This window comes from Qipengyuania sphaerica (assembly GCF_019711595.1).
Classification (GTDB): Bacteria; Pseudomonadota; Alphaproteobacteria; order Sphingomonadales; family Sphingomonadaceae; genus Qipengyuania; species Qipengyuania sphaerica.
This window is the reverse complement of record NZ_JAIGNR010000001.1, coordinates 601854-618167: the sequence shown is the minus strand read 5'-3', so window position 1 is coordinate 618167 and position 16314 is coordinate 601854. Positions and strand designations below refer to the sequence as shown.

18 protein-coding genes are annotated in these 16314 nt (G+C 64.9%); 4 read left to right on the top strand and 14 right to left on the bottom strand.

Features of this window, described 5'->3' with window-relative positions; genetic code table 11:
* Positions 1-16 precede the first annotated feature (16 nt).
* Positions 17-859 (bottom strand): arginyltransferase, encoded by an 843-nt coding sequence (locus K3178_RS03125; protein WP_221569916.1) that lies wholly within the window; start codon positions 857-859, stop codon positions 17-19.
* 181 nt (positions 860-1040) lie between these two features.
* Complete coding sequence (locus K3178_RS03120) at positions 1041-2294, bottom strand: threonine ammonia-lyase (RefSeq protein ID WP_221569915.1); 1254 nt, start codon at positions 2292-2294, stop codon at positions 1041-1043.
* A gap of 108 nt (positions 2295-2402) precedes the next feature.
* Between K3178_RS03120 and K3178_RS03115 the strand changes: the two genes are divergently transcribed.
* On the top strand, positions 2403-4052 hold the full coding sequence (locus tag K3178_RS03115) for an amidohydrolase (RefSeq protein ID WP_221569914.1): 1650 nt from the start codon (positions 2403-2405) through the stop codon (positions 4050-4052).
* Here the strand turns inward: K3178_RS03115 and tatC are convergent.
* The 9 genes from tatC to K3178_RS03075 form a co-directional block, all read right to left on the bottom strand.
* Entirely contained in the window at positions 4037-4846 is an 810-nt protein-coding gene (gene tatC / locus K3178_RS03110) for a twin-arginine translocase subunit TatC (protein WP_221569913.1), read from the bottom strand. The two genes, K3178_RS03115 and tatC, sit on opposite strands and share 16 nt — an antisense overlap.
* 1 nt (position 4847) lies before the next feature.
* Positions 4848-5309 (bottom strand): Sec-independent protein translocase protein TatB, encoded by a 462-nt coding sequence (tatB, locus tag K3178_RS03105; protein WP_221569912.1) that lies wholly within the window; start codon positions 5307-5309, stop codon positions 4848-4850.
* 23 nt (positions 5310-5332) lie between these two features.
* A complete protein-coding gene (tatA, locus tag K3178_RS03100; protein WP_221569911.1) occupies positions 5333-5563 on the bottom strand; it encodes a twin-arginine translocase TatA/TatE family subunit in 231 nt (76 codons plus the stop codon).
* 63 nt (positions 5564-5626) lie between these two features.
* Positions 5627-6229, bottom strand: a complete 603-nt coding sequence (gene scpB, locus K3178_RS03095; RefSeq protein ID WP_345719840.1) for an SMC-Scp complex subunit ScpB — start codon at positions 6227-6229, stop codon at positions 5627-5629.
* Positions 6226-7029 (bottom strand): segregation and condensation protein A, encoded by an 804-nt coding sequence (locus K3178_RS14135; RefSeq protein ID WP_247713494.1) that lies wholly within the window; start codon positions 7027-7029, stop codon positions 6226-6228. The genes scpB and K3178_RS14135 overlap by 4 nt, the downstream gene beginning before the upstream one ends.
* On the bottom strand, positions 7026-8045 hold the full coding sequence (gene nagZ / locus K3178_RS03090) for a beta-N-acetylhexosaminidase (protein ID WP_221569909.1): 1020 nt from the start codon (positions 8043-8045) through the stop codon (positions 7026-7028). The genes K3178_RS14135 and nagZ overlap by 4 nt, the downstream gene beginning before the upstream one ends.
* A 91-nt stretch (positions 8046-8136) precedes the next feature.
* Positions 8137-8838, bottom strand: coding sequence for an SPOR domain-containing protein (locus tag K3178_RS03085; protein WP_221569908.1), 702 nt, complete (start codon positions 8836-8838; stop codon positions 8137-8139).
* Positions 8839-8842: 4 nt separating this feature from the next.
* Positions 8843-10582 (bottom strand): arginine--tRNA ligase, encoded by a 1740-nt coding sequence (gene argS / locus K3178_RS03080; RefSeq protein ID WP_221569907.1) that lies wholly within the window; start codon positions 10580-10582, stop codon positions 8843-8845.
* 171 nt (positions 10583-10753) lie between these two features.
* Positions 10754-11407: a hypothetical protein gene (locus tag K3178_RS03075; protein WP_221570763.1), complete on the bottom strand. Its 654-nt coding sequence runs from the start codon at positions 11405-11407 to the stop codon at positions 10754-10756.
* A gap of 93 nt (positions 11408-11500) precedes the next feature.
* On the opposite strand from K3178_RS03075, the gene ispH reads away from it, so the two are divergent.
* Genes ispH through rnhA form a run of 3 tightly spaced genes read left to right on the top strand, consistent with a single transcriptional unit; the run spans position 11501 to position 13922 of the window.
* Positions 11501-12487 carry a 4-hydroxy-3-methylbut-2-enyl diphosphate reductase gene (gene ispH / locus K3178_RS03070; RefSeq protein ID WP_221569906.1) on the top strand — a complete coding sequence of 329 codons (987 nt, stop codon included), beginning with the start codon at positions 11501-11503 and terminating at the stop codon, positions 12485-12487.
* Positions 12488-13444 (top strand): homoserine kinase, encoded by a 957-nt coding sequence (gene thrB / locus K3178_RS03065; RefSeq protein ID WP_221569905.1) that lies wholly within the window; start codon positions 12488-12490, stop codon positions 13442-13444. It abuts the gene before it with no gap.
* A 28-nt stretch (positions 13445-13472) separates the two neighbouring features.
* Positions 13473-13922, top strand: a complete 450-nt coding sequence (gene rnhA, locus K3178_RS03060) for a ribonuclease HI (RefSeq protein WP_221570762.1) — start codon at positions 13473-13475, stop codon at positions 13920-13922.
* A gap of 3 nt (positions 13923-13925) precedes the next feature.
* On the opposite strand, the gene K3178_RS03055 is transcribed toward rnhA, so the two are convergent.
* The 3 genes from K3178_RS03055 to K3178_RS03045 are packed head-to-tail and all read right to left on the bottom strand — an operon-like array spanning position 13926 to position 16258.
* Positions 13926-14102 (bottom strand): YegP family protein, encoded by a 177-nt coding sequence (locus tag K3178_RS03055; RefSeq protein ID WP_221569904.1) that lies wholly within the window; start codon positions 14100-14102, stop codon positions 13926-13928.
* Positions 14103-14162: 60 nt separating this feature from the next.
* Positions 14163-15260 carry an NAD(P)/FAD-dependent oxidoreductase gene (locus K3178_RS03050; protein WP_221569903.1) on the bottom strand — a complete coding sequence of 366 codons (1098 nt, stop codon included), beginning with the start codon at positions 15258-15260 and terminating at the stop codon, positions 14163-14165.
* Complete coding sequence (locus tag K3178_RS03045; RefSeq protein ID WP_221569902.1) at positions 15257-16258, bottom strand: alpha/beta fold hydrolase; 1002 nt, start codon at positions 16256-16258, stop codon at positions 15257-15259. The genes K3178_RS03050 and K3178_RS03045 overlap by 4 nt, the downstream gene beginning before the upstream one ends.
* Between the last annotated feature and the right edge of the window lie 56 nt (positions 16259-16314).

Sequence of the window (16314 nt, the reverse complement as noted above, 5' to 3'; positions counted from 1 at the left end):
GCTGTGGCGAAAATGCTCAGTCGGCGAGCTTGTATTCGAGCTGGCTGCCGTCCTTGGAAGGCAGCGGTTCCCCGCCCCGCTCTGCGCGAGGGGCAGTGGCAGCGGCAATGAGGCGCTTCTGCTCGGCATCTGGCATGCGTTCCCAGCCGTTGCGGCTGAGCCGTTCGAGCGGGCGGTAGCGGACCTTGTATTGCATCCGGTCCGATCCCTCGACCCAGTAGCCGAGGTAGACATAGGGCAGTCCGCTGTTCGCAGCCCGCCTGATATGGTCGAGAATGATGTAGTTCCCAAGCCCGGCCCGATCCTCAATCTCAGGGTCGTAGAAGCTGTAGATCATCGACAGCCCGTCGCCCTGCACGTCCGTTAGGCAGGCACCAACCAGACGGCCCGGTTCGTTGCCCACTCCCGGCTCTCTATATTCAACGACATAGCTGGATACGGGCGTGTGTTCCACCATATCCGCAAAATCGCTCTCGTCCATCTCCGCCATGCCGCCACCGGGGTGGCGCGCGGCGAGATATTTGCGCAGCAATTCGTATTGCTCGTCGGTCGCCCAGGGGCGGCATTCGGTGGCGATCAGGTCGTCATTGGCCCTGAGCGTGCGCTTCTGGCTGGAGGAGGCCTTGAATTCGCCTGCAACGACGCGAACCGATACGCAGGCCTGGCAATCGAGGCAGGAGGGACGATACGCTACGGTCTGGCTGCGACGGAAGCCGATGCGGCCAAGCGCTTCGTTCAACTCGTCAGCCGATTCGCCGCGCAATTCGGTGAAGACCTTCCGCTCGCTGCGGCCCGGCAGGTACGGACACGGCGCAGGGCTGGTCACGAAAAACCGGGGGAAGCGAATGGGTGCCGTCACGGCTTGCGGGTCCTCTCTGAATGCGACGTTCTATTCGTTAACAACTCCTTTATGCATCACGAGCGCCCTCGTTAAAAGACTCTTAACCATGAAAAATCGCTCCATCCCGCGAGTCGCTCATCGCGGATGGTTAATTTGCGCCGAGCCGAGGCCTGTGCGCGGTGGCGATTTGTCGCGTTAACTAAGCGAGTTCTGCCAGCTCGACGCTGTAGCCCTTGGCTTCCAGCGCCTTCACCAGCCGGTCGATCTGCGCGCCGTCGCGTGCTTCGCACTCGATCTCGGTAATCAGCCCTTTGGCGGGCAGCGTCGTGAAGATGCGCTGGTGGTAGATCTCGATGATGTTGACGTTATGCTCGTTGAATTCGCGCATAACCTTGTACAGCGCGCCGGGGCGGTCCTGCAGGGTGATACGCAGGCGCGCGAGACGGCCCGACCGTGCAAGGTCGCGCACGAGCACATTGGCGAGCAGGCGGGTATCGATATTGCCGCCGCACAATACGAGGCCGACGGTCTTGCCGGCGAATTTCTCGGGATAGGAAAGGACGGCCGCAAGCCCGGCCGCACCTGCGCCCTCGACTACGGTCTTTTCAATCTGCAGCAGCAGCGAGACCGCGCGTTCGAGCCGCGGTTCGGCCACCAGCAGGATTTCGTCGACCAACTGCGAGATGATCTGGCGGGTAAAGGCGCCCGGCTCCTTGACTGCGATGCCCTCGGCCAGCGTATCGCCGCCGCAGGGCCGTTCCTCGCCGGTCACTGCCGAGAACATCGACGGATAAAGCTCGGCCTGCACGCCGACCATCTGGATATCGGGCTTCAGCGCCTTGGCGACGGTCGCCATACCGCTCATCAACCCGCCACCACCGATGGGGACCACGAGGCAGTCGAAATCGTCCTTCTGCTCGAGCATCTCGAGCGCCACCGTACCCTGCCCCGCTGCGACCTGCGGATCGTCGAAGGGGTGGACGAAGGTCAGGCCTCGCTCGACTTCCAGTTCACGGGCGTGGGCGTAGGCTTCGTCGAAGGTCTCTCCAAAAAGGACCACGTTGCCGCCGACGCTCTCGGTCTGCATCACCTTCACGCTGGGCGTGGTGGACGGCATGACGATGGTTACAGGCACGCCGAGCCGGCGACCGTGATAGGAGAGCCCCTGCGAGTGGTTGCCGGCCGAGGCGGCGATCACACCCTTGGCCTTCTGCTCGTCCGTCAGCTGGAGCAGCGCATTCAGCGCTCCGCGTTCCTTGTAAGCGGCTGTAAACTGGAGGTTTTCGAACTTGAGCCAAACATCCGCGCCGGTGATTTCGGACAGCGTGATCGAGTGCATCATCGGGGTCCGGACAACCGAACCTTCGATGCGCTGCGCTGCGGCGCGCACATCGTCGAGGGTCAGGAGATCGGTCGCGCTGGTGTCGGCGCGAAGAGATGATGCTTCGTTCATGATGTCTCGCCCTAGGACGCGCGGCCATCACGCGCAATCTTCGAAAGGGTTTGCGCGCGCCAAGCTATGCCTTATCGCCTCCACAATTGATTCAACCGGGGTTGCCTGATGAAATTGAAGTTTCTTGCCGCACTGCTCTCCACTGCCATTGCTGTTCCGGCCCATGCCGATGTGCTGATCGACAATGTGAATGGCATCACGCTGGACGAGGATGGCAAGGTCAAGCGCTTCGAGGCTCTGGTTATCGATGATGACGGGCGCATCGCGCAGGTCATCGGTCGGGGCGAGGAACGTCCGCGGACCGATTATCGCGAGGACGGGCGTGACCGGGTCATGATTCCCGGCATCATCGATGCGCATGGGCATGTGATGGGCGTCGGGTTTGGTGCGCTGACGCTTGATTTGTCGGACACCAATTCGCTCGAGGAAGCGCTCCAGAAGATCCGCACCTTTGCTGCGGAGAACGAGGCGCGGCCGTGGATTCTCGGGCGCGGGTGGAACCAGGAGAAATGGGGCCTTGGAAGATTCCCGACCGCTGCCGAACTCGACAGTGCGGTGAGCGACCGTCCGGTCTATCTCGCGCGGGTCGACGGGCACGCCGGCTGGGCCAACAGCCTCGCGATGCAGGCGGCCGGTATTACCGCCTCGACCAAGTCGCCAAGCGGCGGGCGGATCGAGAAGCTGGCAGACGGCAAGACCCCTTCGGGCGTGTTCGTGGATGCGGCGGAAGAGCTGATGAACGCCGCCATCCCCGCCCCGCGGCCCAACGAGCGCGACCTTGCCCTTGCCGAGGCGCAGAAGGTGCTGCACCGCTATGGCATCACCGCGATTGCCGACATGGGCACCACGATCGAGGACTGGCAGGCTTTCCGCCGCGCGGGCGACAATGGATCGCTGACCCTGCGCATCATGTCCTATGGTGCGGGCATCGAGCAGACGATCCTGATCGGCGGCAGCAACCCTTCGCCCTGGCTCTATGACGACAAGCTGCGCCTCAACGGGGTGAAAATCTATCTCGACGGCGCTCTGGGCAGCAGGGGCGCATGGCTCAAGGCACCCTATGCCGACGACGCGGGCAATCGCGGCCTCCCGCTGATGGCTCCGGCGCAATTCCGCAACACGCTGGTGCGCGCGGCGCAGGGCGGCTTCCAGCCCGCGGTCCACGCCATCGGCGATGCCGCCAATGCCGAGGCACTCAACGCCATCACCGAGATCGCCGAAAGCTTCCCGCAAGACCTGCGCTGGCGCGTCGAGCATGCGCAGATCGTCGATCCGGCAGACCTGCCCAAGTTCGCGCAGAACGGCATCATCGCCAGCATGCAGCCGGTCCACCAGACCAGCGACATGTTCATGGCCGAAGCGCGCATGGGGCCTGACCGGTTGGGCGGCGCCTATGCGTGGAGCAGTATCCTTGGCCTTGGCGGACGGCTGGCGTTCGGATCGGATGCGCCGGTCGAATCGCCCGATCCCTTTGCGGGCCTCGCAGTCGCCATCACGCGCAGCAATGCGGCGGGCGAGCCGTTCGGCGGCTGGCGCGCGAGCGAGCGCGTGAACCGCGAACAGGCACTGGCGGGCTTTACCTCCGAAGCAGCCTATGCGGGCTTTGCCGAAGGCCGGTTCGGTCGCCTGCTACCGGGCGAGCGTGCGGACTTCGTGCTGGTCGACACCGACCCGCTGATGGCCACGCCTGAGGAAATCCGCGCGACCCATGTGTTCGAAACCTGGGTCGGCGGGCGCAAGGTCTACGACGCGGACTGATCCGCTTCGGGCCTATCGTCCGGCTCCGCCTTCGCCTTGGCATCGCGCTTGTCGAAGATCCGCATCAGGATCAGCGAGCCCTCGAACAGCAACAGCAGCGGCACGGCCAGCAGCAATTGCGAGCCGGGGTCGGGCGGCGTGATGATCGCCGCCAACGCTACCACCAGCACGATGACGTAGCGCCGAGCGCCGACCAGTTGCTGGCGCGTGACGATACCTGCGCGGTGCAGCAGCAGGAGCAGGACCGGCAGCAGGAAGCTCATCCCGAAAGCGAGGATGAACTGCATGACCAGCCCGAGATATTCATTCGCGGTCGGCAGCGCCTGGATTTCCAGCCCGCCCGCGCTGCCCTCGAAGCCGAGGAACCACTCGAAGGCGGTCGGCATCACCACGTAATAGGCGAGCGATGCCCCTGCGAGGAACAGGAAGGGCGTGGCCACGAGGAAGGGCAGGAATGCCTTCTTTTCCTTCGCGTAGAGCCCCGGCGCGACGAAGGCCCAGAGCTGGTTGGCGATATAGGGAAAGGAAATGCAGAAGCCCGCAAACAGCGCTACCTTCAGCTCGACGAAGAAGACCTCGTAGAGCTTGGTGAAAATGAGCTGCCCCTGCCCGTCGGGAAAGGCCTTCTTCAGCGGCTGGATCAGGAAACCGAGGATCTGGTCGGCGAAATAAAGGCACACGCCGAAGGCCACCACCAGCGCCGCCACACAGCGCACCAGCCGCGTGCGCAGCTCGATAAGGTGGTCGAGCAGCGGGGCTTGCGTATCGTCGATGTCCTTGACCTCGAACGCCATGTCAGCGGCCCTTCCCGGTATTTTGGCCGGCATCGCCAAACGGCAGGCCGGGCTCGTCGGTCGAAGCCTTGCCGCCATGCTCGGGCGCCTTCTTCGGGGCGGCGCGCTTTATCGCGGCCTCGGCGGCGGCGTCCGCATCGGGCACTTCATCTGCCGCAGCGAGCGGCTCCATGCCCTCGCCCGGCGGCAAGATGTTTTCAGGCGCCCCGCCCGCCGGCTCGTCGCCGGTCGGATATTTCGCCATGATTTCCTTGTTACGCTGCGACCACTTTTCTTCCATCTCCTCGATTTCGGCCTGACGGACCATCTCGTCGATGCCGGAACGGAAATGGGCGGACATGCGGCGCAGCTTGCCGATCCAGCGGCCCGCGTGGCGCATCGCCTTGGGCATGTCCTTGGGGCCGATGACGAGGATCGCCACGATGACGACCACAAGCAGTTCGGCCGCGCCGATATCGAACATGGCTTACCCGCGCCTTCGCGAGGTTACTTGGGGTCGGAGGTCGTCTTGACCTGCTCTTCCTTGAGGCCCTGGTCGGCGGGCTTGGCCTCGTGCGAAATCTGCTTCGCCGGCTGTTCGTCTTCCTCGTTCATGCCCTTCTTGAAGCTTTTGATGCCCTTGCCGAAATCGCCCATCATTTCCGAGATGCGGCCGCGCCCAAACAGGACGAGGATGACGATGGCGATGATGATGAGCTGCCAGGGGCCGAGCGACATTATGAGTACCTTCTAAACGCAAGTGTTGGAGGCAATATAGGCGCGCGCGCACGGTAAAGCCAGTCAGGCTGCGTCGCTCGCCTCTTCATCGGTTTCGCTCGCTTCCTCGCCCTCGCCCATCAGATCGTCGAAGGCATCGTCGACGGGGTCGAGCAGGCCGGTCGCCTTGAGTTCGGCGATACCCGGCAAATCGCGGCGGCTGGAAAGGCCGAAATGGTCGAGGAATTCGGGCGTGGTGGCGTAGATCGTCGGGCGACCGGGCACCTCGCGTCGGCCCGCGATCTTCACCCAGCCCGCCTCCATCAGCACGTCGAGCGTACCGCCACTGGTCTGCACACCGCGGATCGATTCGATTTCGGCGCGACTGACGGGTTCGTGATAGGCGATGATGGCGAGCACTTCGGTGGCCGCGCGGCTGAGGCGGCGGACCTGTTCGCGTTCCTTGCGAAGGAGATGGGCGAGGTCGGGCGCGGTCTCGAAATGCCAGCGCTTGCCGCGTTCGACGAGGTGGACGCCTCGCTTCTCGTAGGTTTCGGTAAGAGCTTTCAGTGCCTCGCGGACCTCGCCCTTCTCCGCATCGCCGAGGAAACGGGCCAGCGCATCGACGCTCATCGGTTCTTCGGCTGCAAACAGCGCAGCTTCGATGGCGCGTTCGAGCTGGTTCACGCGACGCGCCTCAGTTTCATCGGGCCGAAGACCTCTTCCTGCGCAATCTCCGCCTTGCCGAGGCGGGCGAGTTCGAGCGCCGCGACGAAGCTGGAGGCGAGCGCCGAGCGGCGCAGGCGCGGTTCGGCATGAGGGGGCAGGAAGTCTCGCAGTTCGACCCATTCGAGCGTCACGCCGAGCATGTTCGACACGCGCTCCAGCGCCGAATCGAGCGTCATCACCGGACGGTCGCGCACGATGTGGACGGCAGGGGCAGTGCGCGCCTTCACGCGGCCATAGGCCTCGATCAGCGCATACTGGTCGCATTGCCAGTTGGTCTTGCGCACGATGTCGAGCCCTTCGGGGCTTCCGCGCAGGAAAACGTCGCGCCCGATCCGGTCGCCGCCCATCAGGCGGCCAGCCGCCTCGCGCATTGCGCCGAGGCGCTGGAGGCGCAGCTGCAGCTTGAGCGCCAGTTCTTCCGGCGACGGGTCTTCCTGCTCTTCCTTGGGCAGGAGCATGGCCGATTTTAGATAGGCGAGCCACGCCGCCATCACGAGGTAATCGGCGGCCAGTTCGAGCTTCAGCGCCTCGGCCTGCTCGATATAGACGAGGTATTGTTCGACCAGCGCGAGGATCGAGATTTCGCGCAAGTCCACCTTCTGCCGCCGCGCAAGGTCGAGCAGGAGGTCGAGCGGGCCTTCCCAGCCGTCGAGTTCCAGATAGAGCGCGTCGTTATCGGCCGTGGCTTCGGCGGCGATGCCGTCCCAGTCCTCGGCCTCTTCCTGCGCGGGATCGGTGAAGAGCAACCCGTCGCTCATGCTGCCGCCTCCGCGATGGCGAGCAGCGCGTCGCGCTTGGCGAGAAGTTCGGCCGTGTCGACGCCTTGGGGCGCGTCGCCCATAGCAGCGTGGACCCGGTCGAGCCGTGCTCTGGTGGCTTCGGGCAGATCGGGGAAGCGGTTTGCGATCGCCTGCTGGTCGTCCATCTTCGCCCAGCAGTTGAGGATGATGTCGCAGCCCGCCGCCAGCGCCGCCGCGCCGCGCTCGGGGATCGTGCCTTCGAGCGCCTGCATGTCGATGTCGTCCGACAGCAGCAGCCCGTCGAAGCCGATCTTGCCGCGAATGACCTCGTCGATCACCTTTTTCGATAGCGTGGCAGGGTGATCCGCGTCCCACGCCTCGAACACGATATGCGCGCTCATGCCGAGCGGGTGCGAGGACAGCGTGCGGAAGGGCTCGATGTCGGTTTCCAGCTCCTCGTCGCTGGCGGTGACGACGGGCAGTTCCTTGTGGCTGTCGGCGGTGGCGCGGCCATGGCCGGGCATGTGCTTGAGGCAGCCGACCACGCCTGCGCGCTCCATCCCGTCGAGCACGGCGCGGCCCAAGGCTGCCACCTGCATCGGTTCGCTGCCCAGCGCGCGGTCGCCGATCACATCGTCGGTTTCGGGGCGGCGCACGTCGAAGGGGGCGTGATAGTCGACGCTGACCCCGACCAGCGCCAGTTCGCGCGCCATGGCCTCGGCATTGACCCGCGCGGCCTCGATGGCCGAGGCGGGGGCGATCTCGTAAAGCTTCGCGAAGGCTTCGCCCGCCGGGTATTTCGGCCACTCGGGCGGCTTCATCCGCGCCACGCGGCCGCCTTCCTGGTCGATCGAGACGATCAAGCGATCCCGCCCGTGCAGGCTACGCAAATCATCGGTGAGCGCGCGCATCTGCTCGCGGGTTTCGCAATTGCGCGCGAACAATATGTAGCCCGCCGGATCGGCCTCCTTGAAGAAGGCGCGTTCATCGGCCGTGAGTTCGAGGCCGGAAATGCCGAAAATGGCGGGTGTCATAGGTAGGAAACTGCGGCGAAACCCGTCCAAAGCCAAGCTGGGCGGAGTCGGCAGGTGTGGAAATTAAGCCAAAGCGAGCCGGAATCGGCGCTTATTTGACGAAACAGGCCAGTCCGTCGCCCTTGAGGCGGTCGCACAGCGAGCGTGCGGCGGAGGTCCCACCGGTTACGGCCTGCAGGCGATAGACCGTGCCAATATCGACTTTCGCCTCGACCACGCGGTGGCTGACACCGTTGAGCGCTTCGGTCTGGCGCATCAGGCGGGCCCAGGCCTCCTGCGCGTCGGTGCGCGTGGGATAGGCGCCGACCTGCACCAGCGTGCCCTTGGGCGGTTCGGGCGAGCGCGGGCCTTCGTTGAGCGTGGTCGCCAGCGAGGGGCCGGCAATTTCCGGCTCGGGCGTCGGAGTGGGCGTGGCGGGCTTGTCCGCCAGCTTGCCTTCGCGGGTCTGGCCTTCGCCGACCGCGAAGCTGGTATCGCCCGTGCCTGGGTGGACCTTGCCGCCGGGGTTTTCGGGCTTGGTCTTGTAGGGACCTTCGGGTGCGGCAATCAGGCTGCCGTCGGGCTCGGGCTCGTCGCTCACTGCACCCATGGCGAACCATGCGATCGCCACCAGCAGGCCGACGATAACCAGCGACAAGACGCCCATGAGGACGAGCTTGCCGGTGTCGATCGGGCGTGCGCCCTGCTCGAATTCCTCATCGGCATCGAGCCAGGGCAGGCGCTCGTCGCCCTCGATCAGTTCGAGGTCGGCAGCTTCCCAGTCTTCGTCATGCTCGAACGGGCTACGCGCCATCGGCTCACATCTCCTCCACTGCCTCGACACCCAATATGCCGAGGCCGTTGCGGATCACCTGCCCGACCTGCGCCGCCACGAACAGCCGGGCGGCGGTCAGCTCGGCGTCATCTTCCTGGATGATCCGCTTTGCCGGGTCATCGTTACCCGCATTCCAGAAGCTGTGGAAGGCCGCGGCGAGGTCGCCTAGGAAGAAGGCGATGCGGTGCGGCTCGCGCGCCTTGGCGGCGGCTTCGACCACGCGCGGGAATTGCGCCGCTTCGCGCACCAGAGCGAGTTCGTCCGCGCCGAGACGGTCGAGGTTCGCCGCCGAGGGTTCGACACCTGCCTTGCGCAAGGTCGAGCGGATGCGCGCATGGGCATACTGGAGATAGAAGACCGGGTTGTCCTTGCTCGCTTCCACCACCTTGGCGAAGTCGAATTCCATCTGCGCTTCGGGCTTGCGGGTGAGCATGGTGAACCGCACCACGTCCTTGCCCACTTCCTTCACCACGTCTGCCAGCGTGACGAAGGTGCCCGACCGCTTGGACATTTTCACCGGCTCGCCATTGCGGACGAGGTTGACCATCTGCACCAGCTTGACGTCGAAGGGCACGTCGCGTCCCGCACCCTTGGTCAGCGCGGCGACGGCGGCCTTGATGCGCTTGACCGTACCGGCATGGTCAGCACCCCAGATGTCGATCAGCGCATCGGCGCTTTCCGCTTTCTGGAAGTGATAGGCGAGATCGGCACCGAAATAGGTCCATGCGCCGTTCGACTTCTTGATCGGGCGGTCCTGGTCGTCGCCGAATTCGGTCGAGCGGAACAGCGGAAGTTCGACCGGCTCCCAGTCCTCGGGCGGGGCCTTGCCCTTGGGCGCTTCGAGGACGCCGTCATAGACGAAACCGTGTTCGCGCAGCCACGCCTCGGCCTCTTCGGGCTTTCCCGCAGCCTGCAGCCTCGCCTCGGAGGAGAAGAGGTCGTGATGGATGCCGAGCAGCGACAAATCCTCGCGGATCATGTCCATCATCGCGGCGACCGCGCGCTCGCGGAACAGCCCGAGCCATTCGCTCTCCGGCGCTTGCCTGTAGGCATCGCCGAACTCCTGCGCGAGCCGCTCGCCGACGGGGATCAGGTAATCGCCCGGGTAAAGGCCTTCGGGGATCGCGCCCACATCCTCGCCCAGCGCCTCGCGGTAGCGCAGGTGCGCCGAGCGGGCGAGCACATCGACCTGCCCGCCTGCATCGTTGACGTAATATTCGCGCGTGACCTTGTGGCCCGAGAATTCGAGCAGTCCGGCCAGCGCATCACCCACCACCGCGCCGCGGCAATGGCCCATGTGCATCGGACCGGTCGGGTTGGCCGAGACATATTCGACATTGACCACCTGCCCGCCACCGACCTGCGAACGGCCATAGTTCTCGCCCAGCGAGGCAATCGCTTCGAGCTCGCGCAGCCATGCAGCGTCCGACAGGCGCAAATTGATGAAGCCGGGGCCGGCAATGCTCGCCTCGGTGATGTCGGGCTCGCGCCCCAGATGTTCGACGATCAGTTCGGCGAGCGCGCGCGGATTGGTCTTCGCCTGCTTGGCGAGCACCATGGCGGCATTGGTCGCAAGATCGCCATGCGAGGGATCGCGCGGCGGCTCGACCGTTACGCCCGAACGATTGGCCTCGGGCGGAAGGTGGCCTTCCATCTCGAGCGCATTGAGAACGGCGTCGATCTTCGCCGCAAAACCGGCGTGCAGGGTCTGGATGTCGGACATGTTCGCGCGCCTAGACGAATGGCGCAAAATGGCAAGATGCCATCCAGCGCTGGAGGGCTGCAAATCGTGCCGCCGAACGCTTCCGGTGCTCACGGGCTTGATGCCCGCTGCGCTCCGGGTCATTCAGCAGCCCGACTTTCGCACCTCCATCATCTGGATGTCGAACACCGGTTAACGCGTGGCGTTGTAGCGCAGCTGGTCCTGCGTCAGCTGGAAGCCGACGAGCAGTTCGAAGGTTGCGCGCTGGACAGCGGCGCGCACTTCGGGATCGGCCAGCGGATCGAGCGCGGCATCGGGATCGCCCGGACGGCGCTTGCGCGTGATCTTCTCGCGGATATCTTCCGGCAGGGTAGCCTCGGCACGGTTGACGAAGGCGCCTGCCTTGCCGGTCGCCTCGGCGCGATCCTGGCCATCCGCGAAGTTCAGCGTAACCGTTCCCACGCGCTTGGTGATGACGGCGCTGCCGCCGCGAAGCACGGTGGTGAAATAGGGCAGCTGGACGCTGCGCGCACCGCGCACATCGGCGCGGCGGGCCACGACATTGAAGCTCGCTTCGGAATAGACCCGCTCGCCCGTTTCGTCGCAGGTCGAGGTAAGGTCGGTCATCGCCGCAGTAACGTCGAGATCGGCCAGCGTCTTGGAGGTTTCGCTGCGGAACAGCGTGATATCGCCCGTATAGTCGGGGATGCCCACTGCCGGGCAGGCGGACCGCACGGCAGTGATACCTGCACCGCCAGCATCGATGACCAGATCACCCGAAGTCTTGCACCCTGCGAGCGCGAGGCCCAGTCCGAGGGCGGTCAGGAGGCGAAATCGGTTGGTCATGTCGGCGGCATTCCTCATGTGTTCGTATGCGTGCCCCTCGCCAGGGCTCGCGTCCCCTAGCTTGGCGCGATGCAAAGCGCTAGAGGGGCTCTCATGAACGCTCCCTTTCAATCCACGGGTGAAAAATCGGCACCCAACGATCCGCGCCTGCCCCTCAAGCTCCTGATCGCGGCACCGCGCGGTTTCTGCGCCGGTGTCGACCGCGCCATCGAGATCGTCGAACGGGCGATCGAGAAATATGGCGCGCCGGTCTATGTGCGCCACGAGATCGTCCACAACCGCTACGTGGTGGATAGCCTGAAAGCCAAGGGCGCGGTGTTCGTCGAGGAACTGGATGAAGTGCCCGACGATGTGCCGGTCGTCTTTTCCGCGCATGGCGTGCCGAAATCTGTTCCGGCCGAAGCGGAAAAGCGCAAACTGCTCTACGTCGATGCGACTTGCCCGCTGGTCAGCAAGGTCCACCGACAGGCCGAGCGCCAGATCGAGAAGGGGCAGCATATCCTCTTCATCGGGCACAAGGGCCATCCCGAAGTGATCGGGACGATGGGTCAGGTGCCCGAGGGCCAGATTACGCTGGTCGAAACGATAGAGGACGTGGCAACGCTCCCCTTCACGCAAGAGGATAACCTTTCCTACCTCAGCCAGACGACGCTTTCGGTCGACGACACGCGTGAGATCATCGCGGCACTCGAAGCCCGCTATCCGCAGATCGTCGCCCCGAAGGCGGAAGACATCTGCTACGCCACCAGCAACCGGCAGGCCGCGGTCAAGATCATCGCCCCGTCGAGCGATCTCGTACTGGTGATCGGTGCGCCCAATTCCTCCAACTCGCTGCGTCTGGTCGAAGTTGCCGAGCGCCTTGGCACCGATGCAAAGCTGATCCAGCGGGCCGACGAGATCGAGCCCGAATGGCTGGAGGGTGTCGGCACTCTGGGGCTGACGGCAGGCGCTTCGGCACCGGAAAAGCTTGTGCGCGAAGTCGTCGACCGCCTGTCGGATTGGCGACTTGTCGAAGAACACCCCGTGGCCGCTGCGGAAGAAAACATGGTCTTCAAGCTTCCGCGCCAGCTTACCGAATAGGTGGCGGTCTATACCCATCTCGGTGCGGAAGAGCTTGCCCGGCTGATCGCGCATTACGATGTCGGCGAGCTGGTTTCGGCCAAGGGTATTGCCGAGGGGGTGTCCAATTCGAACTGGCTGGTCGAAACGACATTCGGGCGTTTCATCCTGACCATGTACGAGCGCCGCATCGACGTGGCGCAGCTGCCCTTCTTCCTCGGCCTGCTCGACCATCTCGCCGAAGGTGGCTGCGCGGTCCCCGCGACGATCCACGACCGCGATGGCGCGGCTTTCCGCGAGGTGGATGGGAAAGCCGTCGCGCTGATCGAGTTCCTCCCCGGCGTTTCGCCCAACGAGCCGACACCGGACCAGGCACGCGCGGTGGGGGCCGCCCTCGCGAAGGTGCATCTGGCGGCGCAGGATTATGACGGATCGCGGCGAAACGATCTCGCCCCTGCCGATACCGCAGACATTTTGCAGCGATGCGGCGCGGACGCGCTTGCGACGATCGACCCGCACCTTTCCGAAGTGATCGATCGTGCAGCTGACCTCGTCAAAAACTGGCCGGCCGACCTGCCGACATCGGTGATCCACTCCGATCTCTTTCCCGACAACGTCCTGATGCTGGGCCACGAGGTTTCGGGCTTCATCGACTTCTATTTCGCGGCCAACGACATGATGGCCTACGATCTCGCCGTGACCCATGCCGCATGGAGTTTCGGCCGGACGGGCGCGGATTTCGACGCCGATGTATCGCGTGCGCTGGTCGAGGGTTACGAATCGGTTCGCCCGCTCGATGATGCGGAACGCGATGCTCTGCCGCTGCTTGCGCAGGGTGCATGCCTGCGCTTCGTTGCCAGCCGCGCAGAGGACTGGCTCGACACGCCTGCCGATGCGCAGGTCTTGCGCAAGGACCCGATGGATTTCGTGCGACGGTGGGATTTCTACGCCGACAAGGGCACGGCCGCCTTTGACTGACGCCGATCAGCCGCTAGGGGGCGGCGCGATGAAGAAGGTCGAGATTTTCACCGACGGCGCCTGCAAGGGCAATCCGGGTCCCGGAGGCTGGGGCGCGCTGCTGCGCATGGGCGAGCACGAAAAGGAAATGTCGGGCGCCGAGGCGCAGACGACCAACAACCGCATGGAGATGACCGCTGCCATCCGCGCATTGGCGGCGCTGCGAGAGCCGTGCGAGATCATGCTCCACACCGACAGCAAATATCTGATCGACGGGATCACCAAGTGGATCCACGGGTGGAAGAAAAAGGGCTGGAAGAACGCCGCCAAGAAGCCGGTGGTGAACGAGGACCTGTGGCGCGAACTCGACATGCTGCGCGGCAAGCACCAGGTCACCTGGCACTGGGTCAAGGGCCATTCGGGCCACCCGGAAAACGAACGGGTCGACCAGCTCGCCAGCGACGCGGCCGAAGCCATCGCCGCTGGCGGGGATTGCTAGGCGTCAGCTTTCGTCGACGGTTTCCGCGCCGGGGCCGTTATTCTGCACCGATTCAATCGCGTTCTTGGCGCTGGCCTTGGAGCTGTAGCCCTCGGTCCAGAAAATCGGCTCCGAATTGTACATGAAGTAAGCGACGTATTCGCCGGCCTTGTTCTTCTTGATCTTGAAATGGTGCGCCATCGTGCGGCCTCCTGTCCGTGTCTTCGGGGACGCCCACCCTAACAAATGATACGCGCTTGGCTAGGCGAAGCGGCCCGGGTCATAAAGCGAGGCGTCGAGGCTGCGCGTCATGTCGTCGCGTTCGAGGCCGAGGAGGAGCTGTGCGGCAAGGCGCGCGGCGGCAGGCGAGGTCTGGATGCCGTAGCCGCCCTGCCCGGCAAACCAGGCGAAGCCATCGCATTGCGGGTCCCAGCCATAGACCGGCAGCCGGTCGGGCGCGAAGCTGCGCAGGCCCGCCCAGCGCCGCTCGACCGCCTCGATCTTCCAGTCGACGACCTTTTCGAGCCTGTCGATGGCCTCTGCCACCGAGAGTTCGTCGGGCGCCGCATCGCAGGGTTCGCTCGGCACTTCGTCATGCGGGCTGAGCCACAGGCGCCCGGCTTCGGGCTTGAAATAGAAGCGCCCGTCGATATCGAGCACCAGCGGTTGGTCAGGGTCGGGCGCGGGCGAGGTCCGCAGCTGCGCGACGGTGCGCAGCAAGGGCCGGATGCCGAGCGGCTGTGCGCCGGCCATCCGCGCCAGTTCGTCCGCCCAGGCCCCGGCAGCATCGACGAGGTTGGCCGCAGCAAATTCCCGGTCGTCCTCGCAGCCGATCGTCCAGCGATCCCCCATGCGCTCGGCATGCGAGACCCGCGCGCGGCATTCGAGCTGCACGCCTGCCTTCTTCGCGCGCGAGAGATAATGCGCGTGCAGTCCGGCGACATCGATATCGGCGCAGGCCGGCTCCCAGACCGCACCGGTCCAATCCTCGCGCAGGCCCGGAAGCATCGCATGAAGGCGCGCTTCATCCAGCCGCTCGATATTGGCACCGGTCGGGCCGAAGCGCTCCATGAAATCGTCGAGCGCCGGCTCGTTCTCCTCGCGCCCGATATAAAGCGCGCCCCTCTGCGTCAGGAAGCCGTGTTCGCGCAGGTAATCGCCCGAAGCGAGCGTGAGGGGTACCAGCTCGGGCCCGCCGTAGCACTCCTCCCAGAACGCCGCCGACCGGCCGGTGGCGTGGTAGCCCGGCCTGTCTTCCGCTTCGAGCAGCAGCACGCCCGCGCCATGTTCGGCGAGCTCGGCCGCAAGGCTGGCCCCGGCGATCCCTGCGCCGACGATGGCGAAATCGAATGTCGTCACTGTTCGGCGGGGGCCACCCGGTCGAGGAAGGAGGCAATGCCGTCCATCACGCGGTCGCGCACGGCATCGACTTCGCGCAGTACCTCGTGATGGGCCTCCTCGCCAAGCTCGAGCAATTCGCCCCTGGGAAAGCGTTTGGAGGCGCGCACCGCCGCCTCGTGCTTCACAAGCTTGTCGTTCGAGGTCGAGACCACCAGCACCGGAACCTGCACCTTCTCCATCGCACCGGGCTTTTCCAGTTCGCGGGTCGAGGCATAGGCGCGCTCCACCCAGCCCCAGCTACCCGGACCCATCACCAGTTCGGGCCGGTGTTCGCGCCACCAGAGTTCGTCTTCGTAGCGGGTGTCGTCATGCGTCAGCAGTTCGCGGCGACGGGCGGGCATCTCGCCCGGCTTCTCGCTCCACTTCCATGCGGGCCGCTTGGGAGAGCCGATCCGCGCCATCACCCGCGCCACCGAATGCAGCACGGCCAGCGGCAGCGGCGGTCCGGCCATGCCGAGCATCGGCGCAGACAGTACCACGGCATCGGGATCGATCACGCGATCAATCAGCGCGCGGGCGATGATGTGGCCGCCCATTGAATGCGCGATCAGCACATGCGGGCCGGGCGTGTCAGATTTCCAGCTCTTCCAGAAATGCGCAAGGTCCCTGACCCAGACATCGAAATCCTCGACATGGCCGGTCAGCGGATCGTCGCCAAGCCGGCCCGAACCTGCCTGTCCGCGCCAGTCGGCGGCAGTGACCTTCCAGCCCGCGCGATGCCATTCTTCGAGGCTCTCGAGATACTTCTCGAAGAAGTCGCCGCGTCCGGGGAGAAAGAGAACCGAGCCACGCGAGCCCTCGCCCGCACCGGGCCAGTCGATCCGGCGCAATTCGTGATCATCGCCCGCCTGCCAGCGGCTTTCGATTGCATGCGCGGGGATGGCGCGGCGGTCGATGGGATCGCCGCCAAGCTTCGTCAGCGTATCGGGAATGGCAAACCTCCGTTTTCCAGCCATGCGATGGTTACCATTTGGTAAGCATGTTTCTGTAGCTGTTCCGTCCTGAAGTTATT